13 protein-coding genes and 1 pseudogene are annotated in these 17,907 nt (G+C 68.0%); 7 read left to right on the forward strand and 7 right to left on the reverse strand.

Features of this window, described 5'->3' with window-relative positions:
* Positions 1–1,308 precede the first annotated feature (1,308 nt).
* Entirely contained in the window at positions 1,309–1,926 is a 618-nt protein-coding gene (locus tag AB0L70_RS32515; RefSeq protein ID WP_363690609.1) for a hypothetical protein, read from the reverse strand.
* A gap of 309 nt (positions 1,927–2,235) precedes the next feature.
* Between AB0L70_RS32515 and AB0L70_RS32520 the strand changes: the two genes are divergently transcribed.
* Positions 2,236–2,916, forward strand: coding sequence for a response regulator transcription factor (locus tag AB0L70_RS32520; RefSeq protein WP_363690610.1), 681 nt, complete (start codon positions 2,236–2,238; stop codon positions 2,914–2,916).
* Positions 2,917–2,953: 37 nt separating this feature from the next.
* A complete protein-coding gene (locus AB0L70_RS32525; RefSeq protein WP_363690611.1) occupies positions 2,954–4,270 on the forward strand; it encodes a HAMP domain-containing sensor histidine kinase in 1,317 nt (438 codons plus the stop codon).
* Here the strand turns inward: AB0L70_RS32525 and AB0L70_RS32530 are convergent.
* The 3 genes and pseudogenes from AB0L70_RS32530 to AB0L70_RS32540 form a co-directional block, all read right to left on the reverse strand.
* A pseudogene (locus AB0L70_RS32530) lies at positions 4,248–4,494 on the reverse strand (muconolactone Delta-isomerase family protein). The gene AB0L70_RS32525 and the pseudogene AB0L70_RS32530 sit on opposite strands and share 23 nt — an antisense overlap.
* Positions 4,448–4,636, reverse strand: a complete 189-nt coding sequence (locus tag AB0L70_RS32535; protein WP_363690612.1) for a hypothetical protein — start codon at positions 4,634–4,636, stop codon at positions 4,448–4,450. The pseudogene AB0L70_RS32530 and the gene AB0L70_RS32535 overlap by 47 nt, the downstream one beginning before the upstream one ends.
* Before the next feature lie 95 nt (positions 4,637–4,731).
* On the reverse strand, positions 4,732–5,610 hold the full coding sequence (locus AB0L70_RS32540) for a LysR substrate-binding domain-containing protein (RefSeq protein WP_363690613.1): 879 nt from the start codon (positions 5,608–5,610) through the stop codon (positions 4,732–4,734).
* 79 nt (positions 5,611–5,689) lie between these two features.
* Between AB0L70_RS32540 and AB0L70_RS32545 the strand changes: the two genes are divergently transcribed.
* The 5 genes from AB0L70_RS32545 (at position 5,690) to AB0L70_RS32565 (ending at position 15,379) form a co-directional block, all read left to right on the forward strand.
* Positions 5,690–6,883: an acetyl-CoA C-acetyltransferase gene (locus tag AB0L70_RS32545; RefSeq protein WP_363690614.1), complete on the forward strand. Its 1,194-nt coding sequence runs from the start codon at positions 5,690–5,692 to the stop codon at positions 6,881–6,883.
* A complete protein-coding gene (gene pcaD / locus AB0L70_RS32550; RefSeq protein WP_363690615.1) occupies positions 6,880–7,650 on the forward strand; it encodes a 3-oxoadipate enol-lactonase in 771 nt (256 codons plus the stop codon). The genes AB0L70_RS32545 and pcaD overlap by 4 nt, the downstream gene beginning before the upstream one ends.
* On the forward strand, positions 7,647–8,411 hold the full coding sequence (locus AB0L70_RS32555) for a CoA transferase subunit A (RefSeq protein ID WP_363690616.1): 765 nt from the start codon (positions 7,647–7,649) through the stop codon (positions 8,409–8,411). The genes pcaD and AB0L70_RS32555 overlap by 4 nt, the downstream gene beginning before the upstream one ends.
* A gap of 117 nt (positions 8,412–8,528) precedes the next feature.
* Entirely contained in the window at positions 8,529–14,381 is a 5,853-nt protein-coding gene (locus AB0L70_RS32560; RefSeq protein WP_363690617.1) for a hypothetical protein, read from the forward strand.
* Between the two features lie 104 nt (positions 14,382–14,485).
* Complete coding sequence (locus AB0L70_RS32565) at positions 14,486–15,379, forward strand: hypothetical protein (protein WP_363690618.1); 894 nt, start codon at positions 14,486–14,488, stop codon at positions 15,377–15,379.
* A 45-nt stretch (positions 15,380–15,424) separates the two neighbouring features.
* On the opposite strand, the gene AB0L70_RS32570 is transcribed toward AB0L70_RS32565, so the two are convergent.
* The 3 genes from AB0L70_RS32570 to AB0L70_RS32580 form a co-directional block, all read right to left on the reverse strand.
* Entirely contained in the window at positions 15,425–16,210 is a 786-nt protein-coding gene (locus AB0L70_RS32570; protein ID WP_363690619.1) for an NPP1 family protein, read from the reverse strand.
* 110 nt (positions 16,211–16,320) lie between these two features.
* Positions 16,321–17,004 (reverse strand): GAP family protein, encoded by a 684-nt coding sequence (locus AB0L70_RS32575; RefSeq protein WP_363690620.1) that lies wholly within the window; start codon positions 17,002–17,004, stop codon positions 16,321–16,323.
* Positions 17,005–17,023: 19 nt separating this feature from the next.
* Positions 17,024–17,785 (reverse strand): IclR family transcriptional regulator, encoded by a 762-nt coding sequence (locus AB0L70_RS32580; protein WP_363690621.1) that lies wholly within the window; start codon positions 17,783–17,785, stop codon positions 17,024–17,026.
* Between the last annotated feature and the right edge of the window lie 122 nt (positions 17,786–17,907).

Consider the following 17,907-nt stretch of genomic DNA (forward strand, 5'->3'; position numbering starts at 1 on the left):
AACCTCGCCCTCATCTGCCGCCGCCACCACACCGCCCTCCACGCCGGCCACTGGACCATCACCATCACCAACGGCAAAGTCCACGTCACCCGCCCCACCTGGGCCGACCCACCACCCCACCTGCAACTACTCCCACCGACTCCACCGCACCAAAGCCCGCTCCAACCGAGCTCGATTCAACCGGGATCAGCTAGTCCGAGCACCCCACTCGACGCGGCGACGGCGACGCCATCGTCACCGCACGTGCGCCCGCTTCACCTGAGCCCACCACCAACTCCCCACCCGGGCCCACCACCATCACTACCGCCGAGCTCACCAAAGCCTGCATCTCCCGCAGCAGTTGTTCCCGCGCGGGCGAATACTCCTGCCCTCACACCGCCCCGACCAAGCCGCTGGTCAGCCGACGACTCGATGCTCCAAGAGGCCGCCCGCTTCGCCCTCTGGACGCAGCCCACAACCGCCACCACCAGCGCACCCCAAAACCCCGCCCACCCTGAGAACCTCCCATCGCCCGCAACCCCCGCGCCACCGAAGAGCACCCCGCCACCAGAGAACCCCGCATCAGCTCAAGGCCCGGCCCTGCCACACAACGCGACGCAGCCAGAGGTCGACCTACCGGCCGATGACCCGACCTCGCCGGACCACACCATGCCGACAAGCTCCGTGTCGCCGATGACCGCTATACCGCCAGCTAAAGGCGCGGCGTAGCAGGAAATCACGGTGGTGTCGGGATCGACATACCGGCTAGAAGCCCTGTGTTGCCGGGGCGACGTACCGGCTGGAAGCCCTGTGGCCGGGGACGGCCGTACCGCCGGCTAGAGGCGCTGCGTAGCAGGAGAAGCGGTCCTGCCGGGATGGACGTACGGCTGGAAGGGCTGCGCAGTCGGGGACACGCCATATCGGTTAGCGGTTCAGTGCGGCCGGAGAACGCGGCGGTGCCGAGGGGCGACGTACAGGCTGGAAGGCCCCGTGTTGCCGGGGACTGTCGTACCGGCGGCTAGGGGAGCGGCGTAGCTGGAGAACGCGGGTGCTGCCCGAGGTCGACCTACAGGCTGGAATCGCCGGGCTATCGGGGAAAGCCATATCGGCTTGAGGCGCGGCGGTGCCGGGTCGGCGTACTGGCTGGAGGCCTGGGGTTGTCGGGGATCGCGATAGCGGTTGGCGGTTTGGTGCGGTCCGAGGATGCGCGCTGCGGGGTCGACCTCCGGTTGGAGGTCCTGGGGTGGCGGGTGCCGTCGTGCCGGATGCTTGAGGTGCGGCGTCGTGGGGGAACGTGGTGTTGGCGGGGTGTGGGGTTAGGTGGGGGTGCTAACTGATTGCGTGGCGGGGGGCTTTTAGGCCGGTTGTGCGTAGTTCGAGGTCGGCGAGTTGGGTGATTACTGCGGTGTCGCCCTCGCGCCAGGCGGCGACCGGATCGTCGGATATTTTTGCCAGCTTGTGCATCGGCTGGTTTGCCATTGCTCGCAGGGCGAACAGGTCCAGGTCCGCTGCGTTGTCGATGAACTTCTGCGCCGCCGTTGCCCGCCGCGAGAACCTGATCCGCCGCGGCAACCAGATGAGCAACGCGAACAGCACCGGCAAGCCGATAGTCACGCCCGCCAGCACGTACGCCAACTGCTCCACGGCATGCGCCTGATCCCGGCCAGCCTGCGCCATCTTTCCCGCCGCGCCAGCCGCACTGTCGATCGGCGACCGCAACTCGTCACCAACTGCCGGTACCTTCCCGATCGGCTCCGACAGCTTCCGCAGATCCTCCGCCAATCCGTCCCCCGCCTCGGCCGCCTTCCGCCCCGGCGCGCCCAACGCGTTCGTGATCTTGAAGACGAGCAGCCCGAGTTCTATACATACCCAGACCCAGGCGACCAGCATCAAATCCCCCACCAACTGCCCGAACCGCTGCGCCCCCACATCGGAGTAGAGCTTCACCGCGCCCGCCCTTTCATCAGCCCACGTCCGTCCGCCGTGACACTAGAGGTACCCACCCCCGCCGCGAAGCAACACCCGGTAACGAACCCACCGCCAACCGTAAATCGGTCACCCCCGACGTCCGACCCGCGGAGAGCAACGCGGCCGGGTGGGTGCGGAGGAGGACGACCCGTTGAGCGCGGGAAGACACAAGACCCGAGTGGGCGGGGAACCGGACACCGGTGGGCAGGGTGAGGGGGTTGGGATTGGGGGCGGGGTTTTAGTTTGGCTTGAGGGGGGCTTGAGGTTGGGGTGGTTAGGCTCGGGGGCATGGTTCGGGTGTTGCTGGTCGAGGATGATGATGCGATTCGGACGTCGTTGGGGAAGTCTCTGACGGCGGCTGGGCATGTTGTCACGGCCATTGGTACCGGGGCCGAGGGGGTTGCGGCGGTGGCTCGGGAGCGGCCGGAGGTTGTGTTGCTGGATCTGGGGTTGCCGGATCTGGACGGGCGGGATGTGCTCGCGATGGTTCGGTCGGTCAGTGACGTGCCGGTGATTGTTGCGACGGCCCGTGATGATGACGCGAGTGTGGTGAAGCTGCTTGATGCCGGCGCCGATGACTACGTGATCAAGCCGTTCAGCTCGGCCCAGATCGATGCGCGGATTCGCGCCGTACTGCGGCGTCTCGGGCAGGACCAGCAAGGGGAGTCGCTCGTCGATCTCGGGGCGCTGAGGATCGATCCGCGGAGTCGTGAGGTGACGGTGGACGGTACGCCGGTTGATCTGACTCGCAAGGAGTTTGATCTGCTGCTCGCCCTCTCGCGTCGGCCTGGCGCAGTTGTGACCAAGCGCGAGCTGCTGGCTGAGGTCTGGGGCCTGCCTTGGGGTGGTGGCGACCGGACCGTCGATGTTCACCTGTCCTGGTTGCGCCGCAAGCTCGGCGAGACGGCGGCCGAGCCGCGCTTCATCCACAGCGTCCGCGGTGTCGGTATCAAGCTGGCCGGGAGCTGACCATGTGCCTCGCCCGTAGCAAGTCTGGGGGCTGACCGTGCGTCGGCGGATTCTGTTGCTTTCGGTCGGCATGACCACGCTGGTCGTGCTGGCGTTCGCTGTGCCGTTGGTGATTCTGTTGCGGAGTACGACGGCCAACGAATCGAAGGACGCGGCACGATACCGGGCCGAGACGGTCGCGTACTACGTCGGCGACAGGGACCACACCGCCGACGACATCACGGCGTACATCCAAGACGCCGCCAAGGACTGGCCGGGCCGGGTCTCGGTCAAGCTGCCCAACGGCTCGACCCTCGGCGACCCGCCGCCCGGTGGCGTCCCGTCGCCGAAACAGCCGCCGGTGAACTACAACGACGGTGATGACGATAACAAGAAAGGTCCGCCGAAGATCGGCGAGGCCGACTACCGCGACGTCGGTGGCGGTACGGCGATCGACGTCGGCGTCGACACCCGCGACGGCGCGGCCTCGGTCTGTATCTACCTGACCGCCGACGAGGTGTACGCCGGACTCGTCCCGCGACTGCTGTTCCTCATCGGTGGCAGTCTGCTCGTTCTCCTGCTCAGCATCGTCGGCGCCGAACTCGTCTCCCGCCGCCTGGCCCGCCCGCTGGAAGAGACAGCAGGTACGGCGGAACGCCTGGCCCAAGGCGACATGGACGCGAGAGCCCCGACCACCGGCCCGGCCGAAGTCGCCAAAGTCGGTGCCGCACTCAACGGTCTCGCCGACCGCATCGACGAGGTGATCGCGGTCGAACGCGAAGCCGTCGCCGACCTGTCCCACCGGCTCCGTACGCCGTTGACCGCGCTCCGGCTCCAGGTCGAAGCGCTCCCCGATCGCGCCAGCGCGGAGGAGCTCAACACCCAAGTCACCAGCCTGGAACGCAACCTGACCGCGGTGATCAGCGCAGCCCGCCGACCGCAGCGCGAAGGCCGCGTCCCGCACTGCGACGCCGTCGAGGTGACCCGGAATCGGGCCGCGTTCTGGGAGCCGCTCTTCGAGGACCAGGGCCGCGAACTCACCCTCGATCTCCCGAGCCCGCCCGCACTGGTCCGCTCCTCCGCCGAGGACCTGGGTGCGGCCCTCGACGCACTGGTCGAGAACGTCGTCGCGCACACGCCCGACGGCACCTCGGCCCGGATCACGCTCACTCGCGAGCAGAACGGCGTACGCATAGTTGTCGCCGACAAGGGCCCGGGCATCCCGCTCGGTGCCGGGGAGCGTGGTCGCAGCGACCGTGGCTCTACGGGCCTCGGCCTCGACATCGCCCGCCGCTGTGCCGAAGCCGCCGGTGGCAAGTTGTCCATCCACCGCAACGAGGTCGTCCTGACCCTCAGAACTTCGACGGGTGCGTAGCCAGCGGCGTCACGTGGATCTTCAGGTACGGGAAGAGCGGCAGGCTCGACAACACATCGTGCAGTTCGTCGTTGCTGGGTACGTCGAAGACGCCGAAGTTGGCGTATTCGCCAGAGCCGCGACCAGACACCCTGCTTCTGCAGCTCGACTGCGCGCGTCTTCTCCCGACTCACCAGTTCAGACCGCACCGAAGAGTCGAGGTCGGGTGGGAGGTGGACGTCCATGGATCTCCTCGGCGAACAGCAGTGGGCCGAAGAGTTCGCTGCCCCAGGTGACACCGGGTGCGGCGCAGGCGAGTTGCAACGAGGCCGCCGTACCGATGCCCGTCTCGAGGATGAGTCCGGACCTGATCGTCGAGAAGGTCATCCCGCTGATGCGGGAAGCTGCGGCGGCGATCGCCGAAGACCTACGCCTGATCGGCGCTGCCAGACGTTTCGACGCTGCTCCGCGGACGGCTTCTACTAAGCCAGAGCGGTCACTACTGCGAGGGCTCGCTGGAGGTGTGGTGCGTCGTCGTCGGCCCGGGTGGCTGCGGCCAGTTCGACGGTGGCTTGGCCGACGAGCGGGCAGTACGCCACCCCGGGCACCATCAGCTCTGCGACCGGCGCGGGGACGACGGCGATCCCAAGTCCGGCTGCCACGAAGGTGACCAGCGTCGACGTCTCCGCGACCTCATGCCGGATCCGCGGCTCGAACCCGGCCTCGCGGCAGCGGGCAACGACGGTGTCGTGCATGACCGAGCGCCCGCCGCCGGCGTGGATGACGAAGTCCTCGTCCGCCAGCTCTCGCAACCGCAGCCGCTGCCGACCGGCGAGATGATGCCCATCCGGTACGGCGACGATCAGCCGGTCGGCCCGCAGTACCTCGAGTTTCAGTGCGTCCTCGTCGACCGGCGGCCGAAGCAACCCGAGATCGATCCGCCCCGCGAGCAGCGCACCGACTTGGTCCGGCGCGAGCATCTCGCCCTGCACGGACACCTCGACATCCGGCAGCTCCTCGCGCAACGTCCGCACGAGCTGGGGGAGCAGGCTGTACGTCGCCGATCCGACGCACCCGATCACGAGCCGCCCCTGCAGGCCGGCCGCGACCCGTTGCGCCTCGCCCGCGGCCGACCCGACCGCGGCGATGATCTGGCGGGCGCGGACGAGGTAGGCCTCACCGGCGGCGGTAAGGTCGACGCGTCTCGTCGTACGCCGGAGGAGCTGGACGCCGAGCTCCGACTCCAACCGGCGGATCTGCTGGGACAGCGGCGGCTGAGCCATGTGCAGACGGGTCGCCGCACGGCCGAAGTGCCGCTCCTCGGCGACCGCGACGAAGTACCGCAGCTGGCGCAGCTCCACCGATTAATACTCTCAGAGTCTTGATCGAGCGTAAATGAGTATTTCTCCCTATCGGTCTCCGCGGCCTACGGTCGAGGTTATGAGTGACGTGGTGATCTGTGAGCCGATCCGTACGCCGGTCGGACGCTTCGGCGGCGCGCTGTCCGCCCTGTCGGCGACCGACCTGGCCACCGCCGCACTCACCGAGCTCGTACGCCGGACCGGCCTGCGCGAAGGTGACGTCGACGACGTGATCCTCGGCCAGTGCTATCCGAACGGCGAAGCGCCGGCCATCGGCCGGGTCGCCGCACTCGACGCGGGACTCGGTACGTCGGTCCCCGGACTGCAGGTCGACCGTCGTTGCGGTTCCGGGTTGCAGGCGGTGATGTACGCGGCCGGCATGGTCGCCACCGGCGCAGCCCGGCTGGTTGTTGCCGGCGGCACCGAATCCATGTCACAGGTCGAGCACTACGCGCTCGGTCTGCGGACCGGCGTCCGCGGTGGCGTCGAGCTGCACGACCGCCTGATCCGCGCCCGCGAGACGGCCGGTGGCAAGGATCATCCAATCCCGGGTGGGATGGTGGAGACGGCCGAGAACCTGCGGCGCGAGTACGGGATCTCACGCACTGAACAGGACGAGCTCGCGCTCCGCTCCCACCAGCGTGCCGTTGCCGCTCAGCAGGCGGGACGCTTCGCCGACGAGCTTGTCCCACTGGACGTGCCCGGCCGCCGGGTCGACGCCGACGAACACCCGCGCCCCGACACGACCCTCGAAGGCCTCGCTGCGCTCCGACCGGTCCGGCTGAAGGTCGACGCCGACGCGACCGTGACCGCAGGTAACGCGAGCGGCCAGAACGACGGCGCCGCGGTCTGCATCGTCACCACCCGCGACGAAGCGGAGAGACGCGGTCTCCGTCCGCTTCTCAAGTCGAAGTCGTGGGCGGTCGCCGGCGTCGGTCCTGAGGTGATGGGCATCGGTCCCGTCCCCGCCACCGCCGCGGCGCTCGCCCGCGCCAATCTGACCCTCGATGACGTCGATCTGATCGAGCTCAACGAGGCGTTCGCCGCGCAGGTCCTCGCCTGCCTGCGCGAGTGGAAGCTCGACCCCGAAGACGAACGCCTGAACCCCAACGGCTCCGGCATCTCCCTCGGTCATCCACTCGGTGCCACCGGCGCGCGCATCCTCGCGACCCTGGCCCACGAGCTGCACCGGCGCGAAGGCCGCTACGCCCTCGAAACGATCTGCATCGGCGGCGGACAGGGCATCGCGGCGGTCTTCGAGCGGGTCCAATGATCGAGGTAGCCCACACGATCAGCGGCCGGCCGGACGGGCCAGTCGTCGTCCTGGCGAACTCGCTCGGCGCCACCTGGGAGATGTGGGACGCCAACCTCGCAGACCTGGAGCAGCCCTTCCACGTGGTCCGCTTCGACACCCGCGGCCATGGCCGCTCCCCGGTGCCGCCCGGTCCGTACACCATCGACGACCTCGCCGACGACGTGATCACGCTCCTCGACAAGCTCCACGTCGCGCAGGCACACTTCGTCGGTCTGTCGCTCGGTGGCATGACCGGCCTCCGGGTGGCCGCGCGCAATCCCGAGCGGATCAAGCGTCTCGTCGTACTCTGCACCGGCGCCAGGCTGGACCCACCTTCGATGTGGACCGATCGCGCCGCCACTGTCCGCGCGAAAGGAACAACTGCGGTCGCGGAGGCTGCTGTACAACGCTGGTTCACGTCGGCTTGGCTGGCTGATCATCCTCGTGAGCGCAAGGAGTCCGAGGAGATGGTCGGCTCGACACCGGCCGAGGGGTACGCCGCCTGCTGTGAGGTGATCGCGGCGATGGACCTCGGTCCCGACCTGCCGGAGATCATCGCGCCGACCCTCGCGATCGCGGGTGCCGACGACCCCGCAACTCCACCCTGGCAGTTGGAACGTATCGCGCAATCCGTTGCCCACGGCAAGCTGATCGTCGCACCGAAGGCAGCGCACCTGGCCAGCGCGGAACGGCCGGACGTCGTGACGACGGCCGTGATCGCCCACCTGCAGGAGGAGTCCGCATGAGTCTGGACAAGGTCGTGGCGACGCCCGCCGAGGCGGTCGCCGACATCCCGGACGGGTCCAGCCTGGCGGTCGGCGGTTTCGGGCTGTCCGGGATTCCGTGGTTCTTGATCGACGCGCTGCTCGAACAGGGGGCCGGGGAGCTGACCATCGTGTCGAACAACTGTGGTGTCGACGGCGCCGGCCTCGGGTTGCTGCTCGAGCGCGGCCGGATCAGTCGGGTGATCGCGTCGTACGTCGGGGAGAACAAGGAGTTCGCCCGTCAGTATCTGTCCGGCGAACTGCACGTGGAGCTGACCCCGCAGGGCACGCTGGCCGAGCGCTTGCGGGCCGGCGGCACGGGCATCGGCGCGTTCTTCACGCCGACCGGTGTCGGCACGTTGGTCGCCGAGGGCGGGTTGCCCTGGCGGTACGACCCCGATGGGACCGTGGCTGTCGCCTCGCCGCCCAAGGAGGTTCGAACGATCCAAGGGCGCGAGATGGTGCTCGAGGAAGCGATCGTGACCGATGTCGCGCTGGTCCGCGCCGCGGTCGCCGACCGGGCCGGCAACTGCGTGTTCCACGCGGCCGCCCGCAACTTCAATCCGATCGCGGCCATGTCCGGCCGGCTGACGATCGTCGAAGCAGAGCAGGTTGTCGACGTCGGCACGCTCGGCCCGGACGACATCCACCTCCCCGGCGTCTTCGTGCAACGCGTCGTACCGCTGACCCCGGAGCAGGCCGCCCGCAAGAGCATCGAGAAGCGCACCACCCGGCCACATTAGGGGCCGTTGGCAACCTTCTCTGGCGACACACGGTAGTGCTGTGGTTACACTGAGGCTCGGTTCGTGATATGCCTTGCTCGGCGACTGCTGATCAGGCAAGAGAACGGGGACGCTCGGATGGCCGCTGGTGTTTCGCCTGCCTGGGATCGCTTTGCCTGGAGGCGTCGGGGGCACGGGCTGCGGATCCTGCTCAGCCTGCTGCTCGTCACCGCGGCCGGATTGGTGCTTCCGGCAACGGCCCGGGCGGAGACGGTCCGCGACTTCACCAAGGTGTTCGGCAGCCAGACGAACGGCGCCATCCGGATCACCGGCAACACCCTGCTGCGCTGCGGCACATCCGCTGCCTGCAAGGCCGCGCTGGCCGGCGGAACGACCGGAGCCTCGAACAACGACTGGGTGATGGAGTTGCTCGACACCGACTCCGACACGTCCACCGAGTCCTCGTCCGCGGCGAGCGTGAACCTCCCGGCCGGCGCGAAGGTCTTGTATGCCGGACTGTTCTGGGGTGCGGCCCGTGGGGCCGGTCGTGGCGGGACGGCGACCAAGGCGGACGGCAAGGAGATGAAGTTCCGGCTGCCGGGTGAGACGGCGTACCAGACGATGACGGCGAGCCGGACCGACTATCTGAACACGGGATCGAAGAACGACTACTCGTCGTACGTCGACGTCACGTCGCTCCTGCAGGCTTCCGGGAACGGGCAGTACTGGGGTGCCGACGTACCAACCGGAACGGGCGCGGACCGGTACGCCGGTTGGAGTCTGGTGATCGCTTATCAGCAGGCGAACGAGCCGCTGCGCGATCTGAGTGTGTTCGACGGCTACGCCCGGGTGACGAGTGGTGAACCGGTCAAGGCGAGCATCTCCGGCTTCCTGGCGCCGCCGAGTGGAGCGGTGAACGCCCGCTTCGGCAGCGTCACGTACGAAGGTGACGCCGGCATCAGCGGCGACTACTTCGCGGTCAACGGCACCCGGCTGGCCGACACGCAGAGCCCGTCGGCGAACTTCTACGGCAGCCGGATCACCGACGGCGGCGCGAACCTGACCGACCGGACCCCGGCGAGTGTGAACAACCTCGGCATGGACGCGAAGGTGGTCGACGCGGCCGGCATCCTGCCGAACAGTTCGACCAGCGCCGACCTCACCTTCGCGAGCACCGGTGACGTCTACTACCCGGCCGCGCTGACCACCCAGATCGACCTGTACGCGCCGACCATCCAGGGCACCAAGACGGTCCGGAACCTGGCCGGCAACGACCCAGCCAAGATCGGCGACACCCTCGAGTACACGCTGAGCTACAGCAACACCGGTGACGACGACGCGCTCCGCAGCACGGTCCGCGATCAGCTGCCGCCGAACACCAGCTACGTTCCCGGCTCGCTGAACGTGATCTCCGGTGCAGGCGCCGGGTCGAAGACGGACCGAGCGGGCGACGACCAGGCGGAGTACGACGGAAGTTCGCGAACGGTCCGGTTCCGCGTCGGCACCGGCGCGAACGCGACGAACGGCGGCCGGCTCGGGACGAACCAGAGCAGCACGGTCCGCTTCCGGGTCACCGTCGACAAGGCTGCGGCCGGCACGACCCTGGTCAACACCGGACTCCTGGACTACACGGCCGAGACACTGAAGAAGCCGTACACCTATCAGACCGACGAGGTGCGTACGCCGGTCGCCGAATCGGCCGACGTGTCACTCACCAAGACCGGTACGCCGGATCCCGTCCCGGCCGGCGGCGAGGTCACCTACAAGTTGGTTGCCCGTAACAACGGTCCGAGCACCGCGCAGGATGTGCAGGTCGTCGACACCCTGCCTGACGGCGTCGAGCTGGTCTCGGCCACGCCTACCCAGGGGACCTGCACGCAGACCAAGTGTGCGCTGGGAGCGCTGGCCAACGGCGCGACGGCGACGATCACGGTCGTGGTCCGGGTCCCATCCGCGAGTACGGCGACCGGCCTGACCAACGTCGCCACGGTGACCACTTCGACCTCCGATCCCAACCCGGACAACGACAACGCCTCGGCCACCACCAAGGTGACCCGGACCGCCGACCTCTCGCTGGTCAAGACCGTCACACCGGACCACCCGATCCCCGGCGGACCCGCCACCTACACGCTGACGATTCGCAACAACGGTCCGTCCGATGCCGAGCAGGTGCGGATCGCTGACACGATCCCAGCCGCTCTGACCGTGACCGGCGTACGGGCTCCGGACCCGGTCCGCTGTACGACGGCTGGACAGGACGTCAGCTGCACCGTCGCCAGGTTGACCGCCGGGTCGTCGATCGTGGTGAAGATCGCTACGACGCTCGACTCCGGCTACAAGAGCGGCGCGCTGGTCAACACGGCCAAGGTGACGAGCGAGACGCCGGATCCGAAGCCGGGCAACAACTCTGACACCGTCAGCGTGACGCCCGGTGCGCCCTCGGCAGATCTGGTGGTCGCCAAGCAGACGCTGACCAAGCCCGTCATTGCTGGGCAGCAGGTGAGTTACCGCATCACCGTACGGAACAACGGCCCGTCGGATGCAGCCTCGGTGCAGTTGGCGGATGATCTGCCCGCCGTACTGTCCGATGCGACCGCGGACACCACCGCGGGTTCCTGCACGGTGTCCTCGGGAAAGATCAGCTGTGCGCTCGGCGGTCTGACCGCCGGCTCGACCGCTACGGTCACAGTGACTGCGACAGTCGCGGCCACCGCGACGGGGAAGCTGACCAACTCGGCTACGGCCGACAGCCCGACCGCGGACCCGGACACGTCCAACAACACCGGCAAGACCACCGACGACGTGACGGCCAGCGCAGATCTGGCGATCACCAAGACCGCACAGCCGGTCCCGGTGCAAGCCGGCAAGCCGGTGACCTACACGCTGACCGTGACGAACAGCGGCCCGTCCGCAGCCCAGTCCGTGACGGTGACCGACCCCGTGCCGGCTCCGCTGGTCTATGCCTCGTCGACCACCTCGCGAGGTAGCTGTAGCGAGGCGGACGGCACTGTGACCTGTGCCGTGGGCACGGTGGCGCCGGGGGACACCATCACAGTGACGGTGGTGGCGAACGTCCCGTCCGGCGCCCCGCCGAACCAGCTGGACAACACGGCAAAGGTCGCTTCCCCCACTCCGGATCCCGTGGCCGACAACAACACCGCGACGTACACGTTGATGACCGGTGCGCAGGCGAACATCACGCTGACCAAGACGGCCAGTCCCGATCCGGTGGTCGCGGGTCAGACGATCACCTTCAAGCTGACCGTGACCAACGCCGGTCCGTCGGACGCACAGGGCGTACGGGTGGATGACGACGTACCGGCTGAGGTGACTGGTGCGTCCGCGACCGCAACAGGAGGCGCGACCTGCACGGCCCCTGGTGGGCGGGTGCATTGCACGCTGGCAACTCTGGCGGCGGGGGACAGCTTCGTGGTCACCGTGACCGGTACGGTCGCGGCGGCAACTCCGCCCGGCAGTGTGGTCAACACGGCGACGGCCGGCTCCCGGACTCCTGAGGACCCGACCGATTCCGACAACACCGCGACCAGCACCACCACGGTCGTGGCGCAGGCCGACCTGTCGGTGACCAAGTCCGCACCGGAGACCGTTGTCGCGGGCAACGAGCTGACCTACCAGCTGACCGTACGGAACGCCGGCCCGTCCGACGCCGTCGGTGCGGTCGTGACCGACACCCTTCCCGCTGGTACGACGTTCGTCCGCGGAACCGGACCTGGTGGCGCCTGCACGCAGGGCCCCGCCCTGTCGGAGCCGGCGGTGACCTGTCCGATCGGACAGGTGGAGCCGGGTGGAGATGCGACTGCCGACATCGTGGTCAAGGTCTCGCCCGACCAGCCGGCCGGGACGCTGGTCAACAACGCGACCGCTGGTTCGCAGACACCGGATCCGGACGACAAGAACAACAGTGGCTCGGCCGAGACCAAGGTGACCACCTCGGCGGATCTGTCGATCATCAAGACGGTCAAGCCTTCGCCGTTGGTGGCCGGCAGTGAAGGCGTCTACACGCTGACGGTGCACAACGACGGTCCGTCTACGGCACAGGCAGTGACTGTGGCGGACACCCTTCCAGCGGGACTGTCGGTGCTAGAGGCAACTAGTGCTGATGGCACCTGCACGGTCTCCGGGGCGGCGGTCAGTTGCACGCTCGGGACCATGTCGGCCGGCGGCAATGCCGTCGTACTCATTCGCGTTGCAGTGGCCGCGGCCCAGACTGCGGCCGTCACGAACGCCGGCAGTGTGTCCAGCTCGACTTCGGATCCCGATCCCGGCAACAACAGTGACTCGATCACGACCGAGGTCGACCGGGTCGCCGACCTCGAAGTGATCAAGACGAGCGACGACCAGTCAGTGGTTGCCGGTGGCGGGGTGACGTACCGCCTGACAGTCGTTAATCACGGCCCGTCCGACGCCACCGCGGTCGAGGTCGCCGACAACCTCCCAACCGGTCTGACCTTGTCTACTGTCGACCCGAGCCAGGGAACGTGCGCCACCTCGGGCCAGGCGATCAGCTGCCCACTAGGCACGATCGCCTCCGGCAGTACGGCGACCGTGGTGGTCAAGGCCGCGCTCGATCCGGCGTACGCCGCGACCACGCTGGCCAACACCGCCACCGCGATCTCACCGGTGATGGATCCCGACGACAGCAACAACAGCTCGACCGTGACAGTGCCGGTCACGACGAGCGCGGACGTCAGCGTCACCAAGCAGTCCGAGCCGTCGGGCGTCACCCCTGGCAGCACCTTCGACTACACGATCGTCGTGACCAACAACGGCCCGTCGGTCGCGCGTGGCGTGGTCGTGTCGGATGCGGTCCCGGCCGGCCTGACGGTGCTCTCGGCAACGACCGGTGGAAAGCCCTGCGCCGCCGACAAGTGCGAGCTGGGCGATCTGCCGATCGGACAGGTGATCGTGTCACTCCGGGTGCGGCTGGCCTCCGGGTACGACGGCGCCACCCTGACCAACTCGGCCAAGGCAACCTCGACGACTCCCGACCCTGATCCGGACAACAACACCGGCACAGCCGTCTCACCGGTCACGGCGCTCGCCGACCTGGCGATCACCAAGACCATGGCTCCGGCCGCACCGGTGTCCGGCCAGACGGTCAAGTACGTCCTGACGGTGAAGAACAACGGCCCGTCCGACGCCCGCAAGGTCTCGATCACCGACGAGCTACCCCGCGGCCTGACCAAGGTCACCTGGACCGCCTCGGACGGTGTCACCTGCGTAGTCCTTCCGCCGCTCGCACCAGGTGCTCCGGACACGCCGGAGGCCGGCACCGTCCAATGCAGCTCCCCGCTGCTCGCCGAAGGCGGCACGCTGTCGATCGTGATCACCGCGACCGTGGTCCCTGGATACACCGGCACACTCGAGAACATTGCGCGAGTCGGCGCCGCCACCCCGGACCCGATCATCGGCAACAACGAGGCGAAGGTCAGCGGCCGCACCACCCAGTCCGCGAACCTGAGCGTGCACAAGACCGCGTCAGCCAACTCTGTCGTGGCCGGGCACACCCTGAGCTACAAGATCGCTGTCCACAACACCGGCCCGTCCGCGGCCGCCGGCGTGACAGTGACCGACGTACTCGCAGCTGGTCTGCGACTCACCAGCGTGCCAGGGCGTTGCACGGCCGAGGGGCAGAAGCTGACGTGCGCAGTCGGCCGCATCGACCCCGGGACAACGGCTGAGGTGACACTCGAGGTCGCAGTCGACACGTCGTACGCCGCGAAGTCCGTGACGAACACCGCGACCGCGACGTCAACCACGACCGACCCGGATCCGGAGAACAACACCGGCTCGGTCACGGTGCCAGTCACCCACCCCAAGCCGGCCCCGACGCCGCCTCCCCACGAGCCGACCGACAACCTCGGTGATACCGGCAGCCCGGTCGGACCAGCACTCGGCGTGGCCGCGCTTGCCTTGGTGGCCGCGGGCATCTGTCTGCTTCTGCTCACCCGCCGCCGGAAGAACGTCTAACTTTTGCGGTCCCGGCTGCATCGGAGTGACTGCAGACAATTGACGCGATCTGGAGGCTGATGAGTGTGAGGGCCAGGCGGTTGGGCATAGCTGGGGTAGTGCCTGTGCTGGCGATTCTGGCGGGCGGCGTGGCTTCCGCGCCGGCCGGTGCGACGGCGGACAACGTGCAGCAGGTGACCGCGGCATGTAAGACGTCCGTCGGATCGGTGACCCATGCAGGGGATCACTACATCCGTGATTACACGGCAACCACCCCGCCGTCGATGACCAGCGAGACACCCGGACTCCGGGCGACGTTCCTGGACGCCGGGATCGCCGGTTCGATGGTGAAGGAGCCGGTGGCGGCGGGCTCGCAGTACTCGGGCTGGATGGTGTTCGGCCAGCTCATGTGGTCCGTCAGCTACCAGGTCGACGGACAGAACAAGCCCATCGCCGGTTCGACCAAGCTCGCGAAGGTCGGCGGCGGCTGGGATGCGTTCAGCTACTTCGAGACCTCGCGGTACGCCGTCGGTAGTGTCCGCCGGACCAATCAGTACGGACTTACCAAGACCGGCACGCTGGTCCGGTGGACCATGAACGGGAACACCTGGGCCGCGAAGGCCACTGCGCCCGGCTTCTCGTCGATCAGGACGATGGCCCTGGTCAGTCAGACCGCGAGCTATGACACGTTCCTGGCCACCACTCGTGGTGGTGCGCTCTACTCCGTGCACGTCCCGACCAGCGCGCCGATGAAGCCGGTGGTGAAGCTGGTCCGGGCCGCGGGCGGCTGGTGGCAGCCGTACGCCAACCTGATCGCCGAGCGCTGCGGTCAGTACGGCACGCTCCTGCTCGCCATCGACCGCAACGGCCAGAACGCCCAGATGTACGCCGTCGGCCACGTCAACGGCACCGCGACCGTCATCAACGAACTGCACTGGGTCGACGCCGACTTCGTCGACCCGGTCTACTTCCGGATGACCGGCCGTCCGGACCTGACTCCGCCGCTCAACGGCGAATAGCCCGACGAACGAAGGCCCTCAGCGCGCTGAGGGCCTTCGTCCGCGTCAGGCCCAGGGGTCGAACGGGATACCGCTCGGCTTCGAGGCGTTCAGCAGGTTGCGGAAGCGGTCGTCCTTGTCGGTGATCTTGATGGTCGCCGAACCGAAGTCGGCGTTCATCAACGTGTCGCGCAGCCCCTGGCTCGGCCAGCCGGCCCAGCCGACAAGCGGCGGGTAGCGCCAGTCGTGGTAGTGATTCTCCGGCGGCTCGTCGTTGCTGTTGGCCAGCCGGAAGAAGTGCGTACTGGCGCCGTCCTTGTGGTAGACGACCTTCGGGTGTGACCCGTCGAACCGCACCTGCGCGCGGGGGTACGTCACCTGGCTGCTGTGCTGCGTGGTGGTCACGAACTCGACCTGGTTCGACGCCTGGTTGATCCAGGAGATCACGTGCTCGAAGTCGTGCCGGTGACCGCCCAGGGCGCTACCCGGCACGGCCTGGTCCTTCTCGAAGTAGCTGGCGTACACGACCGCACACCAGCCGTTGTTGCACTTCGAGCGGGCGTAGGTCTGGGAGTTGTCGAGGTCGGACTGGTCCCGGCAGTTGCCGTTGACGGCGCCGGTCGGGTTGAGCCCGGGGTTGAGGGTGCCGTCCGTACCGATGGCGGGAGTGGCGTAGCAGCCGTCGGTGTCGTAGTCGTACGCCGGTGAGAACGACTGCTCGTAGCCGTCCGCGTTCTGCGGCAGGCCGGGTGGCGGAGCCGCGAACGCGACCGCGGCCGAGGTGACAGTCAGGAGGGCGGTGCCGAGCAGCACACCGACCCAACGACGGATGGGTCGTCGAGAATCACTCATTCGTCACTCTTTCGAGGGGGCGGGGAACGAGACGCCCACGACGATGACACCTCCAGGGCACTACGGCATATACGTCACGTGTCTACAGATTGACGCTGAGTGAATACGAGTTACCGCAGCAGGTCGAGTCCCTGACCGATCATCACGGCGGCCAGGACCGTCAGGAGTACGACGAGGATGGTGTTCAGATTACCTACCAGCCACTGCTCGAGGGCGGCCAGTGGCGCGGCGGACCGCTCTGCTCCCACGACGGCCACCGCGATCAGCGGGACGAGGACGGTCAGCGAGGCGACGACGACGAAGACGACCGCGGCGCCGATCTCCTGCCCGCCCGTCAGCCCGGACCCACCGATCTGACTGCCGGAGCTGATGATGAGCGGGAGATTCTTGATGTTGGCGAGTGCTGCCCCGGCGCCCGTGAGTACCAGGCCGAGCCCTGACATCGTCAGGATCTTCTCGACGATCGCAGGCCGGGGCGGCGGCTCACCGGGCGGCGGACGCTTCCGCCAGTAGCGGACCGCGAGTACGGCGAACACGACGCCGACCGCGAGTTTGACGATGTCGACGCCGTCTCGCGCCGACTCACTCCCGTCGTCGGTGACCGCGTCCGTCAGCAGCACCACGATCCCGGTCGCGATCGCCAAGGCCCCACACCAGCCCACGACGAAGCTCAGGCCCGCGCGGATCGGGTTGCCCGACATCAGCACCAGCACGATGCAAACCATCGGCACCGGACTCAGGGCAATCCCCAAAGCCTGCGGCAACACCGCCCCAACCACAATCCACAAGGTCACCACCCCTAACGCTCTGAGGTTAGTCCAGGGCGCCGAGGAGTTCCTTGGAAATGGCCTGGGCCTCGCTGAGCAGGAGGGGGACTGCGGCCTTGCCGAGTTCTTTGGTCATCCGGAAGGCCGGGCCGGAGACCGAGATCGCCAGCGAGATCGGGACGTCGGGGATCCCGACGGCGTAGCAGACGACGCCGAGCTCCTGCTCGCCGATGTCCGTCGCGTAGCCCAGGCGGCGGATCCGTTTGAGTTCGGCCCGGAGCTGGGTCAGGTCGGTGATGCTGTGCTCGGTCGCGGCCGGCATACCTGCTCTGCGCACGATCCGGGCCACCTGGTCGTCGGGCAGGCCGGCGAGCATCGCCTTGCCGACCCCGGTCAGGTGGGTGTGCGCGCGATGCCCGACCTCGGTGAACATCCGCATCGCGTGCGGCGACGGAGACTGGGCGATGTAGACGACCATGTCGCCCTCGAGTACGGCGAGGTTCGCCGACTCACCGATCTCCTGGGCGAGCGTGTCCAGGTGCGGCTTCACGATCGGGCCGAACTGCGCGTCCACCCGGCCCGCGAGCCGTGCCAGCTTCAGCCCGAGCCCGTACTGCCGGTTCGGCAACTGGCGGACGTAGCCGAGTGACACCAGCGTCTTGAGGAACCGGTGCGTGGTCGGCGCCGGTACGTCGATCGCGGCCGAAAGCTCGGTCAGCGACGAGAACCCACTGTCGGCCAGGAGCTCGAGTAGGTGGAACGCCCGTTCGACGGATTGGACACTCCCCGGCGTTCTGTTCTCCACCATCCCGCTCTCTGTCGATCCACCGTCCAACCCCGGACCGGGATTTCCCTGGGAGCAGCGTACCTGTCGCAGGATTGCTTCCACATATTGGAATCTTACTTCCGGATAGTGTCTTGACAGCCTCG

It is taken from the genome of Kribbella sp. NPDC051952, assembly GCF_040680855.1.
Taxonomy (GTDB): domain Bacteria; phylum Actinomycetota; class Actinomycetes; order Propionibacteriales; family Kribbellaceae; genus Kribbella.